The 18147-nt window shown below is 64.4% G+C and carries 19 protein-coding genes; 9 read left to right on the top strand and 10 right to left on the bottom strand.

The window, feature by feature from the left end; translation table 11 throughout:
• Window positions 1-89 precede the first annotated feature (89 nt).
• The 3 genes from recR to A2J02_RS12500 form a co-directional block, all read right to left on the bottom strand.
• Complete coding sequence (recR, locus tag A2J02_RS12510) at window positions 90-698, bottom strand: recombination mediator RecR (RefSeq protein WP_068050483.1); 609 nt, start codon at window positions 696-698, stop codon at window positions 90-92.
• Window positions 699-701: 3 nt separating this feature from the next.
• The gene (locus A2J02_RS12505) at window positions 702-1037 is read right to left on the bottom strand and encodes a YbaB/EbfC family nucleoid-associated protein (protein ID WP_068050482.1); all 336 of its coding nucleotides are present in this window, start codon (window positions 1035-1037) and stop codon (window positions 702-704) included.
• A 206-nt stretch (window positions 1038-1243) separates the two neighbouring features.
• Entirely contained in the window at window positions 1244-1675 is a 432-nt protein-coding gene (locus A2J02_RS12500; protein ID WP_197478012.1) for a hypothetical protein, read from the bottom strand.
• 63 nt (window positions 1676-1738) lie between these two features.
• Between A2J02_RS12500 and A2J02_RS12495 the strand changes: the two genes are divergently transcribed.
• A complete protein-coding gene (locus A2J02_RS12495) occupies window positions 1739-2389 on the top strand; it encodes a hypothetical protein (protein WP_156516208.1) in 651 nt (216 codons plus the stop codon).
• Here A2J02_RS12495 and A2J02_RS12490 read toward each other — a convergent pair.
• Complete coding sequence (locus A2J02_RS12490) at window positions 2386-2820, bottom strand: SRPBCC family protein (protein ID WP_068050479.1); 435 nt, start codon at window positions 2818-2820, stop codon at window positions 2386-2388. The genes A2J02_RS12495 and A2J02_RS12490 overlap by 4 nt on opposite strands.
• Window positions 2821-3077: 257 nt before the next feature.
• Between A2J02_RS12490 and A2J02_RS12485 the strand changes: the two genes are divergently transcribed.
• Both A2J02_RS12485 and A2J02_RS12480 read left to right on the top strand, forming a co-directional pair.
• The gene (locus A2J02_RS12485; RefSeq protein ID WP_068050478.1) at window positions 3078-4523 is read left to right on the top strand and encodes an FAD-binding oxidoreductase; all 1446 of its coding nucleotides are present in this window, start codon (window positions 3078-3080) and stop codon (window positions 4521-4523) included.
• Complete coding sequence (locus A2J02_RS12480) at window positions 4520-5836, top strand: class I SAM-dependent methyltransferase (protein WP_068050477.1); 1317 nt, start codon at window positions 4520-4522, stop codon at window positions 5834-5836. Before A2J02_RS12485 ends, A2J02_RS12480 begins: the two co-directional genes overlap by 4 nt.
• A 54-nt stretch (window positions 5837-5890) precedes the next feature.
• On the opposite strand, the gene A2J02_RS12475 is transcribed toward A2J02_RS12480, so the two are convergent.
• Both A2J02_RS12475 and A2J02_RS12470 read right to left on the bottom strand, forming a co-directional pair.
• Window positions 5891-6673 (bottom strand): alpha/beta fold hydrolase, encoded by a 783-nt coding sequence (locus tag A2J02_RS12475; protein ID WP_068050476.1) that lies wholly within the window; start codon window positions 6671-6673, stop codon window positions 5891-5893.
• Window positions 6674-6701: 28 nt separating this feature from the next.
• Entirely contained in the window at window positions 6702-7634 is a 933-nt protein-coding gene (locus tag A2J02_RS12470) for an oxygenase MpaB family protein (RefSeq protein ID WP_068050475.1), read from the bottom strand.
• Between the two features lie 23 nt (window positions 7635-7657).
• On the opposite strand from A2J02_RS12470, the gene A2J02_RS12465 reads away from it, so the two are divergent.
• From A2J02_RS12465 to A2J02_RS12455, 3 genes are read left to right on the top strand one after another with little or no spacing between them, the layout of a single operon-like run.
• On the top strand, window positions 7658-8230 hold the full coding sequence (locus A2J02_RS12465; protein ID WP_068050474.1) for a TetR/AcrR family transcriptional regulator: 573 nt from the start codon (window positions 7658-7660) through the stop codon (window positions 8228-8230).
• A gap of 27 nt (window positions 8231-8257) precedes the next feature.
• Window positions 8258-8518: an acyl-CoA-binding protein gene (locus A2J02_RS12460; RefSeq protein ID WP_032379982.1), complete on the top strand. Its 261-nt coding sequence runs from the start codon at window positions 8258-8260 to the stop codon at window positions 8516-8518.
• A 48-nt stretch (window positions 8519-8566) separates the two neighbouring features.
• A complete protein-coding gene (locus A2J02_RS12455; protein WP_068050473.1) occupies window positions 8567-10933 on the top strand; it encodes an FdhF/YdeP family oxidoreductase in 2367 nt (788 codons plus the stop codon).
• Window positions 10934-10941: 8 nt separating this feature from the next.
• Here A2J02_RS12455 and A2J02_RS12450 read toward each other — a convergent pair whose 3' ends face one another.
• The 3 genes from A2J02_RS12450 to A2J02_RS12440 are packed head-to-tail and all read right to left on the bottom strand — an operon-like array spanning window position 10942 to window position 12962.
• Window positions 10942-11148: a hypothetical protein gene (locus A2J02_RS12450; RefSeq protein WP_068050472.1), complete on the bottom strand. Its 207-nt coding sequence runs from the start codon at window positions 11146-11148 to the stop codon at window positions 10942-10944.
• Window positions 11145-11780 carry a GntR family transcriptional regulator gene (locus A2J02_RS12445; RefSeq protein WP_231893881.1) on the bottom strand — a complete coding sequence of 212 codons (636 nt, stop codon included), beginning with the start codon at window positions 11778-11780 and terminating at the stop codon, window positions 11145-11147. Before A2J02_RS12445 ends, A2J02_RS12450 begins: the two co-directional genes overlap by 4 nt.
• Before the next feature lie 6 nt (window positions 11781-11786).
• Entirely contained in the window at window positions 11787-12962 is a 1176-nt protein-coding gene (locus A2J02_RS12440; RefSeq protein ID WP_068050470.1) for an acyl-CoA dehydrogenase family protein, read from the bottom strand.
• Between the two features lie 102 nt (window positions 12963-13064).
• Between A2J02_RS12440 and A2J02_RS12435 the strand changes: the two genes are divergently transcribed.
• Entirely contained in the window at window positions 13065-14582 is a 1518-nt protein-coding gene (locus tag A2J02_RS12435) for an aldehyde dehydrogenase family protein (RefSeq protein ID WP_373455129.1), read from the top strand.
• Between the two features lie 2 nt (window positions 14583-14584).
• A complete protein-coding gene (locus A2J02_RS12430) occupies window positions 14585-15481 on the top strand; it encodes an oxygenase MpaB family protein (RefSeq protein WP_068050468.1) in 897 nt (298 codons plus the stop codon).
• A gap of 12 nt (window positions 15482-15493) precedes the next feature.
• Here the strand turns inward: A2J02_RS12430 and A2J02_RS12425 are convergent, their stop codons facing one another.
• A complete protein-coding gene (locus A2J02_RS12425) occupies window positions 15494-16681 on the bottom strand; it encodes a TetR/AcrR family transcriptional regulator (protein WP_068050467.1) in 1188 nt (395 codons plus the stop codon).
• A 188-nt stretch (window positions 16682-16869) separates the two neighbouring features.
• Here A2J02_RS12425 and A2J02_RS12420 point away from each other — a divergent pair.
• Window positions 16870-18147: AMP-binding protein (locus A2J02_RS12420; protein ID WP_068050466.1), on the top strand; the 1278-nt coding region annotated here is incomplete at its 3' end.

Genomic DNA, 18147 nt, shown 5'->3' with positions numbered 1-18147 from the left:
CACATCTGTGGCTCTACCGGCCAGGACCCACTCCTGTCGGCAACCCACGCTTACATGCGGAGGGGCCCCAGCCAAGACCTCCATACCGTCTACATGCGCCGACGCCCCGTCAACGCGCGCCCCAACGTCAACTCATCAGCGAATTCGAGGTCTCCGCCCATGGGCAGGCCAGAGGCGAGGCGAGTGATGGCCAGGCCGGGGAAGTCACGCATCATGCGGACCAGATACGTGGCAGTGGCTTCGCCCTCGGTGTTGGGGTCGGTGGCGATGATGACTTCGGTGACGTCGACGCCGTCGTCCTGGGTTCCGACGCGGGTCAACAACTCTCGGATTCGGAGCTGATCCGGCCCCACTCCGTTCAGTGGGTCGAGCGCTCCGCCGAGTACGTGGTAGCGGCCCTTGAACTCTCGTGTACGTTCCACGGCCTGGACATCTTTGGGCTCTTCGACGACGCAGATCATCGATCTGTCACGACGTGAGTCCGCGCAGATTCGACATAGTTCCTTGTCCGAGACCGTGCCGCAGACGATGCAGAACTGCACACCGTCGCGAATGCGCTGCAGCGCGCGCATGAGCCGATCCACCTCGGGAGGTTCGACGCCCAGGAGGTGAAAAGCTATGCGCTGAGCGCTCTTCGGACCGACTCCGGGAAACTTGCCGAGTTCGTCGATCAGATCCTGTACGGGACCGTCGTACACCGCTCAGAACCCGGGAAGGCCGGGCATGCCTCCGAGACCACCAGCGAGGGGGCCCATCTTCTCGCTCGCGACGGCCTGAGCCGCGCGAGACGCATCGGCGATCGCGCCGATCACCAGGTCCTGCAGAGTCTCGACGTCGCTCGGGTCTACGACCTTGGGGTCGATGGTCAGTCCGACCACCTCACCGGTTCCCTTGACGGTGGCGACCACGAGGCTACCGCCCGCCTGGCCGGTCACTTCGGTTTCCGCGATCTCGGCCTGCGCCGCCATCAGCTGCTGCTGCATCTGCTGGGCCTGCTGCAGGATCGATGCCATGTCGGGCTGTTCACCGGGTTGCACTGTGTCGTCCTCTCGCGTGGGTCGAAGCGAACACCAGCGTAGCCGCACCTTGGATCGCTGTGATTCACTGCGCGTCGAATCGACCTACCGACCTGAGTGTCCACAATTTCGCGGCAGACACGGGATCGCGCCTGCGGTGACGAATGGTGGACACTCAGCGCAGTGCCTTCCGGCGATGCCGCACGGTTCGTCCTCGGTAACGAGGATCAGCGTTGCTCCGCGCGATGGTCGTATCCGGCGGGGAGCAGTTCGCCGGCAAGAACGCTGACGAGGCCGTCGGGCGAATCGATGATGACCCGCATCAGGGGATAGAGGTCGGCGAAGATCTGACGATCCTTGCCGCACGGGCTCTTCACCCCGCGCCCGTGGTTGCCGACCGCCACGATGTGCGTCGGCTCGGTCGCACCGGCCGCCCGAGCCGCGGCAAGCGCGACTGTCTCTGCGCACGGGCCACCGGTGAAGTGATAGAGATTCACCCCGGCGAAGGTTCGGCCGTCCGCCACTCTCACCGCCGCACCCATCGTGTGGATGCCGTCCTCATCAGGTCCCGCATCCGTCGACGAATCGATTGTCTGCCTGGCCAGTTCGACCAGCGTCCGATCCCTGTCGGTCGCGGGTTGTGCGGAAGAGAAGGACACGATGCGATTCTAGAGCCCCGCGCCTGAACATCTGTCAATACTGAGCGCACGTAGTCTTGCGGAATGGATCAGCTTGCGAGCCCCTCCCCTCGCAAGCGTCGGGTGACGCCTCAGACCATGGCCGAGGCGGGTATTGCGCTGACGCTGCCGAAGGTGTCGGTGAAGTCGGTGGCCGAAAGCCTGGGCGTGTCGATCGTCGCGATCTACAACAACATCGACGATCTTTGTTCACTCAAGGCCCTCGTGGCGGAGGAGAGTCTGCGCAGGGGGTCGCCTCCGCTTCCCGGTGACGACGAATCGATGCACGACGCGTTGCTGGCCCTCGCGTCCGCGATGCGCGAGCTGGTTCACTCCAACCCGGGTATCGCGGAGTATCTGATCGGCCTGACTCCCAGCTCGATCGACGCCATCCGTATGGCAGACTCGGTGCAGACGCGCTATCGAACTCGATACGACCTCACTCCGAAGCAGGCGACGTGGGCTGTCATCACCGTCTGCGAGCATGCGCTTGCCTTGGCCGAGATGGTCTACAACTCTGCTCGACGCGATCGTGAGTACGACGACGCGATCGCGGCGCGCACCGACCTGGACACACTGCCGGGGGCCTACGACACGGTCGACCGTGGACCCGACGGGATGTTCCTGTGGTCGATGCGCACCGTGGTCGTCGGAACACTCGAGCTCATCGAGGCCCCCGACTTCGAGCAGGCCTAGATCAACTCGCGGCGCAGGTTCTCCAGCGTCGCGGCCTGGATCTTCTTCAGTCCCAGCGGTGCGAAGGTCTTCTCGAAGAATCCGCCGATGCCGCCTGCGCCCTTCCACTCCGTCGTCGTGGTGACCGTGGTGCCCGCGCCGTCCGGGGCGACCGACCACGTGGTGACCATGGAGGAATTGGCGTCGCGTTCGGTGATGGTCGATCCGGCGACGGTGACGGTCGCGGCGACGTTGCGCACTCGCTTCTCGGTGGCCTGCAGGGTCCACGTGGCCACGGTTCCGTCTCCTTGCCCGCCCTGGACCACCTCGTAGTCGCGGTACTGCTCGGGGAGGATGCGTGGGCGCACCGTCTCGTAGTCGGCGAGCGCAGCGAGCACTCGATCCGGTGTGGTGGCGATGGTGGCGGAACTGGATGCACTGACCTGAGCCACGGAAACGTTCTCCTTCGATAGCGAACGGGATGTGCGTCCATACTGCCTCGCCGCGCACGCGCGGCAGGCATCCCGCCGGACGGTGTGTGATGTGCTTCACACACATAAATCTCATCCCGCAAAACACATGCATGACGCAACCATTTGTCCGATTTACTCCGATTCTCCGCGGAGATTCGGCAACAGTTGCGTGAAGTTTCACCGGTCGGACGCCGATGCCGGTGGATACCACGCGGTACGAGATATAGCGTCTGAGTGTGGCTTCAGTGAATGCTCTTCTCGGACGACGGCCAGAACCGAGGGAGAGCGGTTACGCAGCGCACCGGTCGGGTGTCGAGCAGCTGCTTCGCAGCTATCGCGCAATTCCCGCCGATGCGACGGTGCGTCTGGCGAAGAAGACGTCCAACCTGTTCCGGGCCAGGACGACCACCACCACACCGGGGCTCGACGTGTCGGGCCTGAGCAAGGTCATCACCGTCGATCCCGCCTCGCGCACAGCAGATGTCGCCGGAATGTGCACCTACGAGGACCTGGTCGACGCGACGCTTCCCTACGGCCTGGCACCCCTCGTCGTCCCGCAGCTCAAGACGATCACCCTCGGCGGAGCCGTCACCGGACTCGGCATCGAGTCCACGTCGTTTCGTAGCGGACTCCCCCACGAATCGGTGCTCGAGATCGATGTCCTCACCGGCAGCGGCGAGATCGTCACCGCAACACCGGAGGGCGAACACGCGGATCTCTACTGGGGCTTTCCCAACTCGTACGGAACCCTCGGCTACTCCACTCGGCTGAAGATCCAGCTCGAACCCGTGTTGCCGTATGTCGCGTTGCGCCACCTGCGATTTCACGATCTCGACACCTTGCAGTCCACGATGGACCGCATCGTCGAGCAGCGCGAGTACGACGGCATCGAGGTCCAGTACCTCGACGGCGTGGTCTTCAGCGCCGACGAAAGCTACCTCACCCTCGGCGTCCAGACCGACGAACCGGGACCGGTCAGCGACTACACCGGTGCCGACATCTTCTACCGATCGATCCAACACGCGTCGGATACACCCAAGACCGACCGCCTCACCATTCACGACTACCTGTGGCGCTGGGACACCGATTGGTTCTGGTGCTCCCGAGCGTTCGGAACTCAGAACCCGAGAATTCGACGGTTCTGGCCGCGCAAGTACCGGCGCAGTAGTTTCTACTGGAAGCTCATCGGTCTCGACCGTAAGTACGACATCGGCGATCGACTCGAGAAGCGCAAAGGAAATCCGCCGCGCGAACGCGTCGTGCAGGATATCGAGGTTCCGATCGAACACACCGCAGGCTTCGTGGCGTGGTTCCTCGACAACATCCCGATCGAGCCGTTGTGGTTGTGTCCCTTACGTCTTCGTGAGCCCGCAGCACCGGGCGCGAATCCGGCCAGGCCGTGGCCGCTGTACCCACTCGAGCCGAAACGCACCTACGTCAACATCGGCTTCTGGTCTTCGGTTCCGATCGTTGCAGGCGAACCCGAGGGTGCCGCAAACCGCGCCATCGAGAAGAAGGTCACCGAGTTCGACGGGCATAAATCGCTGTACTCGGACGCTTATTACACCGAACATGAATTTGCCGTTCTGTACGGCGGCGATCGATACGAAGTGTTGAAGAAGAAATACGATCCCGAATCCCGATTGTTGGATTTGTACTCGAAGGCGGTGCAACGCAGATGACGACGTTCAAGGACTCCGGCAATCGCACGGTGAACGGTGCCCAGAAGCTCAAGATCTCCGAGATTCTCGAACTGATCTCCGACGGCAACATCCCACTGCGCTTCACCGCTTACGACGGCAGCACCGCAGGACCCGAGGACGCGAGGATCGGCCTCAACCTCAAGAGCCCCCGCGGAACCACCTATCTCGCAACCGCTCCCGGCGATCTCGGCATGGCGCGCGCATACGTCTCGGGCGATCTCGAAGCAACGGGAGTCCATCCGGGCGACCCCTACGAGCTGCTGGCGCTGATGGGCGACGAGCTGCACTTTCGTCGCCCCTCGGCGATGACACTGACATCGATTGCCCGTTCGCTCGGCTGGGATGTGTTGCGGCCCATCGCTCCCCCACCCCAGGAAGCAATCCCGAGGTGGCGTCGCATCGCAGAAGGTCTGCGTCACTCCAAGACTCGCGATGCCGAAGCGATCCACCATCACTACGACGTGTCCAATGCCTTCTACGAGAAGGTACTCGGCCCCTCCATGACGTACACCTGCGCGGCGTTCGAGAGCGCCGATCAGTCGCTGGAAGCCGCACAGGAGAACAAGTATCGCTTGGTGTTCGACAAGCTCGGCCTGCAACCGGGTGATCGCCTGCTCGACATCGGCTGCGGTTGGGGCTCGATGGTGCGCTACGCCGCCCGCCGCGGAGTGAAGGTGATCGGTGTGACGCTCTCCCAGGAGCAGGCGTCGTGGGCACAGCAGGCCATTGCCGACGAGGGCCTGTCAGAGTTGGCCGAGGTGCGCTTCTCGGACTATCGCGACGTCCCCGAGACCAACTTCGACGCCATCTCATCCATCGGACTGACCGAGCACATCGGCGTGCACAACTACCCGTCGTACTTCACGTTCATCCAGTCCAAGCTGCGTGACGGCGGTCGGCTGCTCAACCACTCGATCACCCGGCCGGACAATCGCGCGCACGCCAAGGCCGGCAGCTTCATCGACCGGTACGTCTTCCCCGACGGGGAGCTCACCGGCTCGGGCCGCATCATCACCGACATCCAGGACGTCGGACTCGAGGTTAGGCACGAGGAGAACCTGCGCGAGCACTACGCCCTGACGCTGGCCGGCTGGTGCCGGAACCTCGTCGAGAACTGGGACGCCTGCGTGGCCGAAGCCGGTGAGGGAACAGCCCGCGTCTGGGGCCTGTACATGGCCGGGTCTCGTCTGGGCTTCGAGCGCAATGTGGTTCAGCTGCACCAGGTTCTGGCCGTCAAACTCGGACCGAAGGGACAGGCCGACGTTCCTCTGCGGCCTTGGTGGAACGGCTGACGCAGGTGAGCGAAAACTCGACTCCTGCTACGAGGTTCCGCGCACATGGGAGCGTCAGCGACCCGTTCCCCGCAGGATGACTCGCGCGGTCTCGGTCGGCTGATCCCAGTGCGGGAAGTGTCCGCATTTGTCGAACCAGTGCAGGGTGGCGTCGGGGAATCGCTCCAACGCCACTGTGGCCTGGCTGGGTGTGGTGACCTTGTCCTGACGGCCCCAGCCGATGAGCAGCGAGCCCTGCAGGGAACCTTTCGGGGAACCCTGTTGCTTCGGCCCGTGGATCAGCGCCTTGCGTGCGGCGTCGAGCGAAGGTGATGTCTTGGTGGAGAAACCCTTCAGCTCCTGCTCGACCAGCCCACTCGGAAGTTTCCAGGGCGCGGCCGAGAACTGCGCCAGTGCAGCAGTTCTGGTGACCGGGTTACCGGCCAGGAACGGCACGAGCGGCTGCACGTTCTTCATCAGTGCCAACGACGCGGTGATCGTGGCTCCGAAGATCTTGACCTGCCGGTCGTTCCAGAACCCGCCGGGATCGAGCGCCACCATCGAGCCTCGGTGACCGCGGCGGGCCAGTTCGACGACCATGCGCGCACCCATCGAGCTTCCGACGAGATCGGCGTCGGAGAGACCTTCGTTGTCGAGAAATTCCCGCAACGCGTCGGTCAACGACGCGATGGAGACCTCGGGCAGCGGCGGAGTCTTTCCGAACCCGGGCAGGTCGAGGGCGATGACCTCACGATGTTTGGCGAGGGCGGGGACGATCGGGTCCCAGTTTCCGTGAGAGGACCCGAGCCCGTGGACGAGGACGATCGGGGTTCCGCTTCCGGTTCTGACACTGTGCATACCGGCGTTGTACCCCGAGCGCGCCGATCTACACCTTGGGGCTGTAGTGCGAGGGGTCCGATCGCCGCTCCACGGGCGGCAGATTGCGGGCCGGTGTGTGCACCAACGGTGCCGTTCTCGGGGTTCGGCCCTTGACACGATCCCATCCCGCGCGGCCTCGCGGGTGCAGTCGCCGACGCGGCGGAACCAACCCGAACACCAGGTTCACTGCCTTGCCGAACAACGCCAGGCGCTTCTCGTCCCGCTCGGACCAGCTGTAGCCGAGGAGCGTGCGTACCGGCTCGTCGTAGAGCCCGACGGTGATCCAGACGAACAACTTCGCCGCCGGACGGCGGAACACGGCCCAGATCGGGGCGGGCAGCCAGGCCGCATACGGCGGTGGTCCCAGCTTCGACAGGTCCAACACCCCGCGGGCGGCTATGTTGTCCTCCAACACGTGTCGGCACATGTGATCCCAGTACTGCTGGAACTCCGGCCAGGTGGCAGGCACCGACCGCATGCTCATGCCGTAGAGGCGATACCACTGCACGTGCTCGTCGAACAGCTGCACCTTCTGAGCCTCGGTCAGCCCGCCCATGAAGTGGTCTGCGGTGAGCACCGTGCCCATGAAGAAGGTGGCGTGCGCCCAGTAGAACGTGTCGGGATCGAGCGCGTGGTACTTGCGGCCCTTGGAGTCGATCCCTTTGATGTTCGTGTGATAGCCGCGGACCTGCAGTGCGGTCTCCTCGGCCCGATCGCCGTCGAACACGACCCCACCGATGGGGTACAGGGACCGGTACAGCCGCTGCCAGCGCTCGTCGAAGAACGTGGAGTGTTGCTCCACCCCGGCCCCGAGCCCTGGATGCATGTTCTGCATCGACCCTGCCCAGACCCCCTGCAGCATCCCGCGCCAGTCGCCGAAGTACTTCCAGGTGAGCGAATCCGGACCGAGCGGGACGGGTCGATGGGGCTGACTACGCATGTTGTCAGACTAGGGTTGACAACATGCGTAGTCAACAGTTGGAGGAACGCAGATCCAAGCGCTACGACGCGTTGCTCGCGGCCGGGGTCGAGCTCCTCGGCTCGCCGGACGGTCCCGCGGTCAACGTGCGGGCCGTCTGCCGTACCGCCGGCCTGACCGAGCGGTATTTCTACGAGAGCTTCGCCAACCGCGACGCCTTCGTCCGCGCGGTGTACGCGTGGGTCGGCACCAGAGCGCAGGGCGCTTTGCTCGACGCCGTGATGCAGGCGAGCACTGCCGAGGACACCATCGCCGCGCCGGTGCGCGCATTCGTCGAACTCATCATCGACGAACCGCGAACGGGACGGGTGCTGCTCATCGCGCCGTTGGCCGAACCGGCACTGAGCCGACGCGGTCTCGATCTCCTGCCCGGCTTCGTCGAGCTGGTGCACTCCCAACTGCCCGACACCGAAGACAGACAGCTGATCGCCGTCGGAACCGTCGGGGCGTTGACGGCCCTGTTCATCGGCTATCTCGACGGCACGCTCACCGTCACCCGCGAAGCCCTCGTGGCGCACTGCATTCGGCTGATTTCCGAGGCCTCCGTGCGAGGATGACACCACCTCTAACCGAAGGAGTTCTTCATGTCCGATCTCGACCAGTCGTTCGCCGACGCGCAGGTAGACGTCAAGAAGCTCACGTCCAAGCCGAGCAACGACGACCTACTGAGCCTGTACTCGCTCTACAAGCAGGGTTCGATCGGTGACGCCTCGGGTAAGCGGCCCGGACGACTGGACATGGTGAACCGAGCGAAGTTCGATGCCTGGGCGAAGCTCGAAGGTACGAGCCAGGATTCGGCGAAGCAGCAGTACGTGGATCTGGTGACCAAGCTCCTCGCCGGCTGAGCCAACGGCTATGGTCGAGTGCGGGGGTAACGCAACGAAGGGACCCGCATGAGACGCACCGACAGCGACGTCGACGAGGCCGAGCTCGACATCGAAAAGCCGAAGACCCACGCGGCAGGCCCCGTCGCCGTCGCAGTGTCGATGAAGCGAGCGCTCGGCCACATGGGCCCGAAGCGCACCGCGCAGACGCTGCTCAAGCTCAATCAGGCCGAGGGTTTCGACTGCATGAGCTGCGCGTGGCCCGATCCCGATCCGGGCCACCGACACGCGGCGGAATTCTGCGAGAACGGCGCGAAGGCCGTTGCCGAGGAAGCGACCACGACGCGGGCGACGCCGGAGTTCTTCGCGCAGCACAGCATTGCCGAACTCGACAGCCACACCGAGCACTGGCTGGGCCAGCAGGGCCGGATCACGCACCCGATGATCAAGCTGCCCGGCGGTAGCCACTACGAGCCCATCGAGTGGGACGACGCTTTCCGCCTTATCGGCGACGAACTGAAGTCTCTCGCGAGTCCCGACGAGGCCATCTTCTACACCTCGGGCCGCGCCTCGAACGAGTCCGCATTCACCTATCAGCTCTTCGCCCGGGCGTTCGGCACGAACAACATGCCCGACTGTTCCAACATGTGTCACGAGTCGACGTCCATCGCGCTGCAGGAGTCCATCGGCATCGGCAAGGCCAGCGTCACGCTCGACGACGTCCACACTGCCGAGCTGATCATCCTCGCCGGTCAGAATCCCGGAACCAATCATCCCCGTATGCTCTCGGCCCTCGAGATGGCCAAGCAGAACGGCGCAAAGATTCTGTCCATCAACCCACTTCGCGAAGCGGGTCTGCTCAACTTCAAGAACCCGCAGACCCCGCGCGGCATGGTTGGCCCGGGAACGGACCTGTCGGATCTGCACCTGCCGATCAAGCTCAACGGCGACCTCGCACTCTTCCAGGCCATCGGCTCACTGCTGGTGAAGTGGGATGCACTCGATCACGAGTTCCTCGACAACTACACCGTCGGCTTCGACGCATGGAAGGCGCATGTCGCCGAGGTCGACTGGGATCTCGTCACCGAGGTGACCGGATTGTCGGTTGCGCAGATCACCGAGGCAGCCGAGATGTTGCGCGACTCCAAGGCCACGGTCTACTGCTGGGCCATGGGTCTGACGCAGCACCGCAATGCCGTCGCGACCATCAAGGAAGTCACCAATCTCGCGTTCGCACAGGGCAACATCGGCCGAGCAGGTGCCGGACTGCTACCGGTGCGCGGCCACTCGAACGTGCAGGGCGACCGCACGATGGGTATCTGGGAACGCCCTCCGGTGAAGTTCCTCGACGCGATGGCGGCGGAGTTCGACTTCGAGCCGCCGCGCGAGCACGGCTTGGACACCGTCGATTCCATCCGGGCCATGCGCGACGGCAAGGCGCATTTCTTCCTCGGACTCGGCGGCAACTTCGTCCAGGCGACACCGGACAGTGACGTCACCTTCGAGGCGCTGCGCAAGATGCGGATGACGGTGCAGATCTCCACCAAGATCAACCGCTCGCACCTCGTGTGCGGTGAGACGTCGATCATCCTGCCGACCCTGGGCCGCACCGAGAAGGACGTGCAAGCCAGTGGTGAGCAATGGATCTCGGTCGAGGACTCCACGTGCTCGGTGCATTCCTCGCGCGGACCGCTGAAGCCCGCGAGCGAGTTCCTTCGTTCCGAGGTCGCGATCGTCAGCGGCATCGCAGAGGCGACACTCGGCGACCGCTACGGTCTCGATTGGAGAGGCTTCCGCGACGACTACCGCAACATCCGCAAGCACATCTCCCGCGTCGTCGCCGGTTGCGAGGGTTACGAGGTCAATGTTCGACGCCCCGGCGGCTTCGTGCTCCCGCACCCGCCCCGCGACAGCCGGACGTTCGAGACCAAGAGTGGCCGAGGCGAATTCGCCGTGTCACCGATCGATGTGCTGCAGGTTCCGCCGGGCCATCTGATCCTGCAGACGCTGCGTAGCCACGATCAGTTCAACACCACGATCTACGGCCTCGGCGATCGGTACCGCGGGATCGAGAACGGCCGACGCGTCATCTTCGTGCACCGCGAGGACATCTCGGCCCTCGGTTTCCGCAACGGTGACATGGTCGATCTCGTCACCAAGTGGGACGACGACGACGTGGATCGCTGCGCGCCGTCGTTCCGCATCGTCGAGTACGACACCCCGCGGGGATCGGCTGCTGCGTACTATCCCGAGACCAATCCGTTGATTCCGTTGGATTCGACTGCGCTGCAGAGCAACTGCCCCACCTCGAAGTCGGTGATCATCTCGATGGTTCCGGCGGGGACGGGTGTGCAGGGAACCTCGAACGGCCATCAGGACAACGAGGGTTCGGACGAGGGGCACAAGTCGCACCCGCAGCCGCATCACCTGAGCTGAGGCTCGTACTAGACCAGTGCCCGCCCCGAACACATCCGACGCTCGACATCGCGCAGCAGGATGTTGAACGGAAATGCTCGCACGACAGGCGGCGACACCCGGTTGAGCAGGGATGCGCTGCGCAGCAACAGCGCAAACCGTCTCTGCTCGACCGGGTCCCAAGGTAACTCGAGCCCGGTCATGGACTTGCGCAGAAAATCCGGATCGCCGGTCACGACGGCGTCGATTCCGCACCGATGTCCCACTGTCGGAACTGTCGACGCATCACGTCGTCGGCGGCCTCGACGTCGCGTCGCGCAAAGGCCTCGATCAGTTCTTCGTGACTGCGCACTGCATCTTCACCCCATCGCCTGTCGGTCGCGTACAACCGCGGCGTGTATCTGACCGCACCGAGGAGGAACCACGCCAACTTGGTTCCGCCTGCGATCTTGTTCACGAATCGATGGAACTCGAACTCGTAGTACTCAACCGATTCGGTATCCGAGCGGGCCACGGCGTCACGGAGACCGTCGTTGAGTGCCGTCAGCCGATCCAGATGCTCGGGTGTGATGCTGCGAGCGGCTCGACCGGCGAGCGTCCCGGCGATGGTCCCCTGCAGCCAGAAGATGTCGTCCACATCCTGGCGCGAGAGCTCACCCACGCGGTAGCCGCGTCGAGGCACCTGCTCGACGAGCCCTTCGCCGCGCAGCGACACGAGTGCTTCCCGTACCGGAGTGGCACTGACGCCCAACTCCGCCGCCGTCTCGTCGATTCGCACGAATGCCCCTGGCTCGAGCGCACCCGTGACGATCTGCTGGCGAATACTGGCGGCGACATCCTCCGCGAGCTGTGGGCGACGACGCAACACGATGATCTACAGTCCGTACGTCTTGCCGATGATGTCGCGCTGAATCTCGTTGGTACCGCCGTAGATCGAGGACACGAGAGTGGTCCTGACATGCTTTTCCATGTCGAACTCGGTGGCATAGCCGTAGCCACCCATCATCTGCATGCCTTCGAGCGCCACCTTCTTGGCGGTCTCGGTGAGCTTGAGCTTGGCCATCGACGCCTCGCGCGGGAAGAGCTTCGTCGGGTTCTCGTCGACCAACCGAGCCACGTGGTAGACCAGCAGCCGGCCGCACTCGATCTCAGTGGCCAGATCGGCGATCCGATGCCGTAGTGCCTGGAACGTTCCGACGGGCCGTCCGAATTGCTGTCGCTGAGTGATGAAGTCGAGTGTGTCTTCGAATGCTCGTTGCGCCGTACCGAGCATCATCGCCGCGAGAATGAGGCGCTCGATGTTCAGACCGGTCATCAGCTGAGACCATCCCTGCCCTTCCACCCCGACCACCGCGTCCTCGGGCAGCGCGCAGTCGGTGAAGTACAAATCGTTGACTTCCTTGCCGCCCATCGTGTCGATGCCGACGATGTTCAGGCCCTCGACATCGGCCGGAACGTCGAACATCGTCAGGCCTTCGTGCTTCCCACCCTCTCTGCCTCCCTGGGTCGCTCCGCCGGCTCCGCTCCTGCCGGTGCGTGCGACGAGCAGGATCCGATCGGCGAAGTGCGCGTTGGAGCACCAGGTCTTCTGGCCGTTGATCAGCCAGCCGGTGTCGGTCTTCTCGGCGCGGCAGCTGAGGTTGCCGACGTCCGAGCCGGCCTCGGGCTCGGACATCGAGATCGAATAGCTCCGCCCGGCGACGATGCCGCCGAGAACGGTCTCCTTCTGTGTGGGTGTGCCGAATTTCTCGTAGGCCGCGCCGGTGATCAGGGTGGGTCCGATGCCGCCGATGGGAGCCATGGCCTTGGCAGATTCTTCGAGCAGAATGCACAGGTCGACGGTGCTGCCGCCCGCCCCGCCATGCTCCTCGGAGATGATCGCACCCAACCAGCCCAGCTCGGCCATCTTGTCGTAGAGCGCCTGATTGTGGGTGTGCTTCCCGTGCTCGGTGAGCGCGTCCCGCTGGGCGCGGGTGCCGGCCTCCTTGGCGCAGAAGGACGCGACAGCCTGGGCGAACGCGGTCTGTTCCTGGGTGAGATCGATACTCATGAATCGGCTCCTGCACATCGAGGCGGCGGGGGTTGTAGCAACCGAATCGGACGCATAGTGTGTCCTGGACAACATTGAATCACATCAAATATATGTGATGCGATCTGCTGGAGGATAGAGCCCGTGACAGACCAGATCGAACGAACGAACGAGAGCACCTTCGAAAGCCTCGACCCCAGAACAGGTGTCGCGCTCGCCACGTATCCGATCGCGGGCACCGCAGAGGTCGACGTCGCCGTCGCTCGCGCCCGGTCGGCCGCGCGCTGGTGGGACGTGCAGGGTTTTGTCGGACGCAAAAGGTGGCTGCTCGAATTCAAGTCCGCCATCGCCAAGGACGCCGCGAGCCTCGCTACCGTCATCGCCGCCGAAACCGGCAAGCCGGACGAGGACTCTCTCCTCGAGGTCATGCTCGGCGTCGAACACCTCGACTGGGCGGCCCGCAACGCCGAGAAGATCCTGCGGCAGCGCAAGGTCGGATCGGGCCTGCTCGCCGTGAACCAGAAGGCCTACGTCGGGTACCGCCCGTTCGGTGTCGTCGGAGTGATCGGCCCCTGGAACTACCCGCTCTACACACCGATGGGTTCGATCGCGTACGCCCTCGCGGCAGGCAACACCGTCGTGTTCAAACCGAGCGAACTGACGCCTGGCGTCGGGACCTGGTTGGCCGAGAAGTGGCAGTCGCTTGCCGCTCCGCACCCGGTGTTCCAGACGATCACCGGCGACGGATCCACCGGCACCGCCCTCGTCGAATCCGGTGTCGACAAGATCGCGTTCACCGGATCCACCGCCACGGCCAAGAAGGTCATGGCCACCTGCGCGAAGTCGCTGACCCCACTCGTCGCCGAGTGCGGCGGCAAGGACGCGATGCTCGTCGACGCAGACGCGGACATCACTGCCGCAGTGGAATTCGCGACGTTCGGCGCGATGGGCAACGCCGGGCAGACCTGCGCGGGCGTCGAACGCATCTACGTCGCGGCTCCTGTGTACGACCGATTCGTCGGCGAGTTCACCGCCGCGGTGAGGGCACTGAAGCCCGGCGGAACGAAGACCTCGTCGTACGGTCCCATGACGCTGGGTAAGCAGAGCGACATCGTGCGCGGCCAGATCGAGGACGCTCTGGCCAAGGGCGGCAAGGCGGTCGTCGGCGGACTCGACTCGTTGCACGGTCCGTACATCGACCCGGTGGTTCTCACCGACGTACCCGAGGATTCGACGGCGATCACCGAGGAGACCTTCGGTCCGACCGTGGTGGTCAACAAGGTGCGCGATCTGGACGAGGCCATCGAACGCGCCAACGCGTCCAAGTACGGACTCGGCGCATCGGTGTTCACCCAGGACGGAGCGGTGGGCAGACGCGCCGCCGAGAAGCTCGATTGTGGTGTCGTGACGGTCAATTCGGTGCTCGGCTTCGCCGGTGTTCCGGCGCTGCCGTTCGGCGGCACGGGCGACTCGGGATTCGGCCGCATCCACGGTGCCGACGGCCTCCGTGAGTTCAGCACCGTGAAATCGATGACCGTGCAGAGTTTTGCAGCTCCGGTCAATCTGCTGACGATGAAGCGCAAAGCGCGAAACATGAAGCTGTCCGTGCTGGCGCTCAAGCTTCGTCACGGACGGGGCTGACCATGGACATCAGGCCGAAGAAGGGGCGCTTCGGCTGGCTCCGCCGCATCGAGGAACTCGACCCGGTACGGGATTGCCACACGATCCACCGCATCACCGCCGGCTACGAGTTTCCGTGGGACTACCAGCGTGCACTGGAATTCGCGTTGTTCCGTACCTACTGTGTGCCGACCATCTCGGCTCTGTTGGTCAGGACCGGCGAATTCGAGAACAGGCCGCAGAAGCGCTACGACGACACCGCGCTGCTGATGGCCGAATTGCTCGAGCACGGATACGACTCCGAGCGGGGCCGCGAATCGCTTCGGATGGTCAACCGGATGCACGGGCAGTTCGACATCTCGAACGACGACATGCTCTACGTGTTGACGACGTTCATCTACGAGCCGATCGAGTGGATCGACACCTACGGATGGCGTCGCCTGCATCCGAAGGAACGACTCGCAACGTTCCACTTCTACTGCGAAGTGGGAAAGCGGATGGGAATCAAGAACATTCCCTCCTCGTACACCGAGCTCGCGCAGTTCAAGCTCGACTACGAGGAGCGCACGTTCCGCTTCAGCGAGGACAACCGACGGATCGGCACGTACACCCTCGAGCTGTACTGCTCGTGGTACCCCGCCGCGCTCACCCCCGCCGTGAAACAGGCAGTCTTCGCATTGCTGGACGACAGGATGGCGGGTGCCTTCGGCTTCCCGTCCGGCTCGGCGACGATCGAGCGGGCCGCCGTACGGGCTCTGCGTGCCCGAGCCCGGGTGGAGCGGTTCCTGCCCAAGCGGACTCACTCGCGGGCCACCGCCGACGCGTCGAACAAGACCTACCCCGGTTATCCCGTCGGCTACCGCCCTCGGGATCTGGGAGCTGGTGCCTGCCCGTACACCGCCGTGGCCACGCCTGCCTGAGTCCGGCGGCGATCACCCCAGCAGTACCGCTGTCATCGTCTGCTGCACACGGGCCATGGTTCGGTCGGAGCGCTCGAACCGCACCGTGCGACCGACGTCGAAGACCAACCCGAGAGCGGCGTGGATCAGAAATTTCGAGACCACCACGCTCGTGTTCGGCCGTGCTTCCCGCAGTAGTTGCGCCCAGCCGTCGATGTTGTGGCGCTGAATTCTGCGCAGCGTCGTCCGCCGATCGGCCGGCAGATTTCCGATCTCGGCGAAGTACACGGCCACGAGTTCGCCCTGCCTGAAGGTCAATTCGGTGTACAGCCTGGCGAACGTCCGCACCGCGTCGACCGGGGAGCTCGATTGCTCGAGCGCACCGGCGAGGGTGTCGGTGAGCTGGTCGTTGGCACGGTGCAACGCAGCCTCGAGCAGTTCGGCCTTGCTGGGGAAATAGCGGTACACACTGGAGGCAGTGATCGACGCCGCTGCGCCGATGTCGTCCAGGCCCACCTCGTGGTAGCCGTGCAGGTAGAACAGCCTGATCGAATGATGCAGCAGCTCTTCGCGTTTCGATGCATGCTCGAGCACGGATTCGCGGTGAGGAGATGCGCTGCCCTGCTGCGGAAGTTCGGTCCACAGAACCGACCGTGCGGCAGCGAGCATCGACTCCTCGATCTGCTTGGCCGACAACGCCGATCGATGCGCGGTGATGCTGGCGACCACACTGATTGCCGCGGTGGCCAGCAGCGCTGCATCGGATTCGGACAGATCGGGGCGAAGCTGTCGCAGCGGGACCGTCACCCGCTCGTGCACCGTTCGCAGCGCTCGGCGTAAGTACTCACGGTCCGAACCGACGAGATAGCGCCCCTCCCATCGATACAACCCACCGGTGCGCCGATTGTCGAGGGTGGTGGCGATGATGGCACCGATGACCGCGTCGATCCGAGCCTGCGGATCCTCCACATCGATGACGGCCGGATCGGTTGCCGCGACCAACGAGTCGGTCATCCGCGTGACGGTGTGGACGAACAAGGAGTACTTGGTGGGAAAGTGCCGGTACAGCGCAGGCCCGGAAATGCCGACGGTGGCGGCGATGTCCTCGATTCCGACGGGGTGATAGCCGCGCTCGCTGAAGGCCTCGGCCGCGGCCACCAGAATCTGCGCCTTTCGATTCCGTGGCCGACGCCGCTGCGCCGTCGTACCTGTCTCGTTCATCGCCTGCCCTTGCACCGCCGGTCGTCTCGATTCCCCATAGTAGCGGCATCGATGCGAATGATCGCAAACTTATTGCAGGGCTGAGCTGCAGAAATGCAGTCGACGAAGCTCCGGACAAAGCAGTGCCCGATCTGTAGGCTGCATCACATTCGATCCCCTGCTCTTACCGCTGACGAGAGGAACCGGCGATGGCCGCTCACCCGAACGAACCCCGGTTGTCCAACCGAAACAACTGGAACAACCACGTTCGACGGCACGCCCTCATGCAGCCCGACGCCGTGGCGCTCCGATTCCAGGGGCGATCGATCTCGTGGCGCGAACTCGACGACCGCGTGTCGAGATGCGCAGGCGTTCTGCAGAGCCGCGGAATCGGATTCGGCGACCGGGTGTTGATCGTGATGCTCAACCGACCCGAGTACCTCGAGGCGGTGCTGGCAATCAACGCGCTCGGGGCTCTGGCGGTGCCGGTGAACTTCCGGATGACTCCGCCCGAGGTGGCCTTTCTCGCGCAGAACAGTGGCTCCACCCTGGTGATCACCGACGACACGCTCACTCCGCTGGCCGAAGCAGTTGTGGCGCAGAGTGATTCACTGAACGGAATCATCACCGTCGGGGACGACTACGAGGCGCTGCTGTCCGCGGCTGAACCGGCGGACACCGTCGACGTTCCGGACGACGCCCCGGCCTTGATCATGTACACCTCGGGTACCACCGGAAGACCCAAGGGCGCGGTCCTCACGCACGCGAACATGCAGGCCCAGGCCTTCACCTGCATCCGGGCACTGCAGATGAGCGCCACCGACGAGGTCGGTTTCTGCGCCTCACCGATGTTCCACATCGCCGCACTCGGCAGTCTCGCGCCGAGCCTGCTGCTCGGCATTCCCACCGTCGTCCACCCGGTCGGTGCGTTCGATCCGGGCACCCTGCTCGACGTACTCGCCGCCGAGGGTGTCACCAATCTCTTCCTCGTCCCCGTGCAATGGCAGGCGATGTGCGCGGAGCAGGCCGCGAACCCGAGAGAACTTGCCCTGCGGGTCATTTCCTGGGGTGCCGCCCCGGCCTCCGACACCGTCCTGCGCGCGATGTCGACAACGTTCCCGGGAGCGCTCAACGTCGCGGTCTTCGGGCAGACGGAGATGTCGCCCATCACCTGCGTGCTCGACGGCGTCGACGCCCTCCGCAAACTCGGCTCCGTCGGACGCGTCATCCCGACCATCGCCGCGCGCGTCGTCGACGACGAGATGAACGACGTGGCGCAGGGCGAGATCGGCGAAATCGTCTATCGAGGGCCCACATTGATGCAGGGCTACTGGGAGAACCCGGACGCGACGGCGGACGCATTCCACGGCGGCTGGTTCCACTCCGGCGACCTCGTACGCCAGGACGAGGAAGGCTTCGTGTTCGTCGTCGACCGCAAGAAGGACATGATCATCTCCGGCGGCGAGAACATCTACTGCGCCGAAGTC

Origin of the sequence: Rhodococcus sp. EPR-147 (assembly GCF_001647185.1) — a bacterium.
In the GTDB taxonomy this organism is placed as follows: Bacteria; Actinomycetota; Actinomycetes; order Mycobacteriales; family Mycobacteriaceae; genus Rhodococcoides.
Note: the sequence above shows the minus strand (reverse complement) of the source record. Positions and strands in the feature narration are given on the sequence as shown.

Excerpts from the sequence above, each read along its gene's own strand:
- A2J02_RS12425 (WP_068050467.1), bottom strand. The coding sequence starts at position 16,681 with ATGAACGAGACAGGTACGACGGCGCAGCGGCGTCGGCCACGGAATCGA.
- A2J02_RS12430 (WP_068050468.1), top strand. The coding sequence starts at position 14,585 with ATGGACATCAGGCCGAAGAAGGGGCGCTTCGGCTGGCTCCGCCGCATC.
- A2J02_RS12455 (WP_068050473.1), top strand. The coding sequence starts at position 8,567 with ATGAGACGCACCGACAGCGACGTCGACGAGGCCGAGCTCGACATCGAA.
- A2J02_RS12470 (WP_068050475.1), bottom strand. The coding sequence starts at position 7,634 with ATGCGTAGTCAGCCCCATCGACCCGTCCCGCTCGGTCCGGATTCGCTC.
- A2J02_RS12475 (WP_068050476.1), bottom strand. The coding sequence starts at position 6,673 with ATGCACAGTGTCAGAACCGGAAGCGGAACCCCGATCGTCCTCGTCCAC.
- A2J02_RS12495 (WP_156516208.1), top strand. The coding sequence starts at position 1,739 with ATGGATCAGCTTGCGAGCCCCTCCCCTCGCAAGCGTCGGGTGACGCCT.
- A2J02_RS12460 (WP_032379982.1), top strand. The coding sequence starts at position 8,258 with ATGTCCGATCTCGACCAGTCGTTCGCCGACGCGCAGGTAGACGTCAAG.
- A2J02_RS12440 (WP_068050470.1), bottom strand. The coding sequence starts at position 12,962 with ATGAGTATCGATCTCACCCAGGAACAGACCGCGTTCGCCCAGGCTGTC.
- A2J02_RS12465 (WP_068050474.1), top strand. The coding sequence starts at position 7,658 with ATGCGTAGTCAACAGTTGGAGGAACGCAGATCCAAGCGCTACGACGCG.
- A2J02_RS12480 (WP_068050477.1), top strand. The coding sequence starts at position 4,520 with ATGACGACGTTCAAGGACTCCGGCAATCGCACGGTGAACGGTGCCCAG.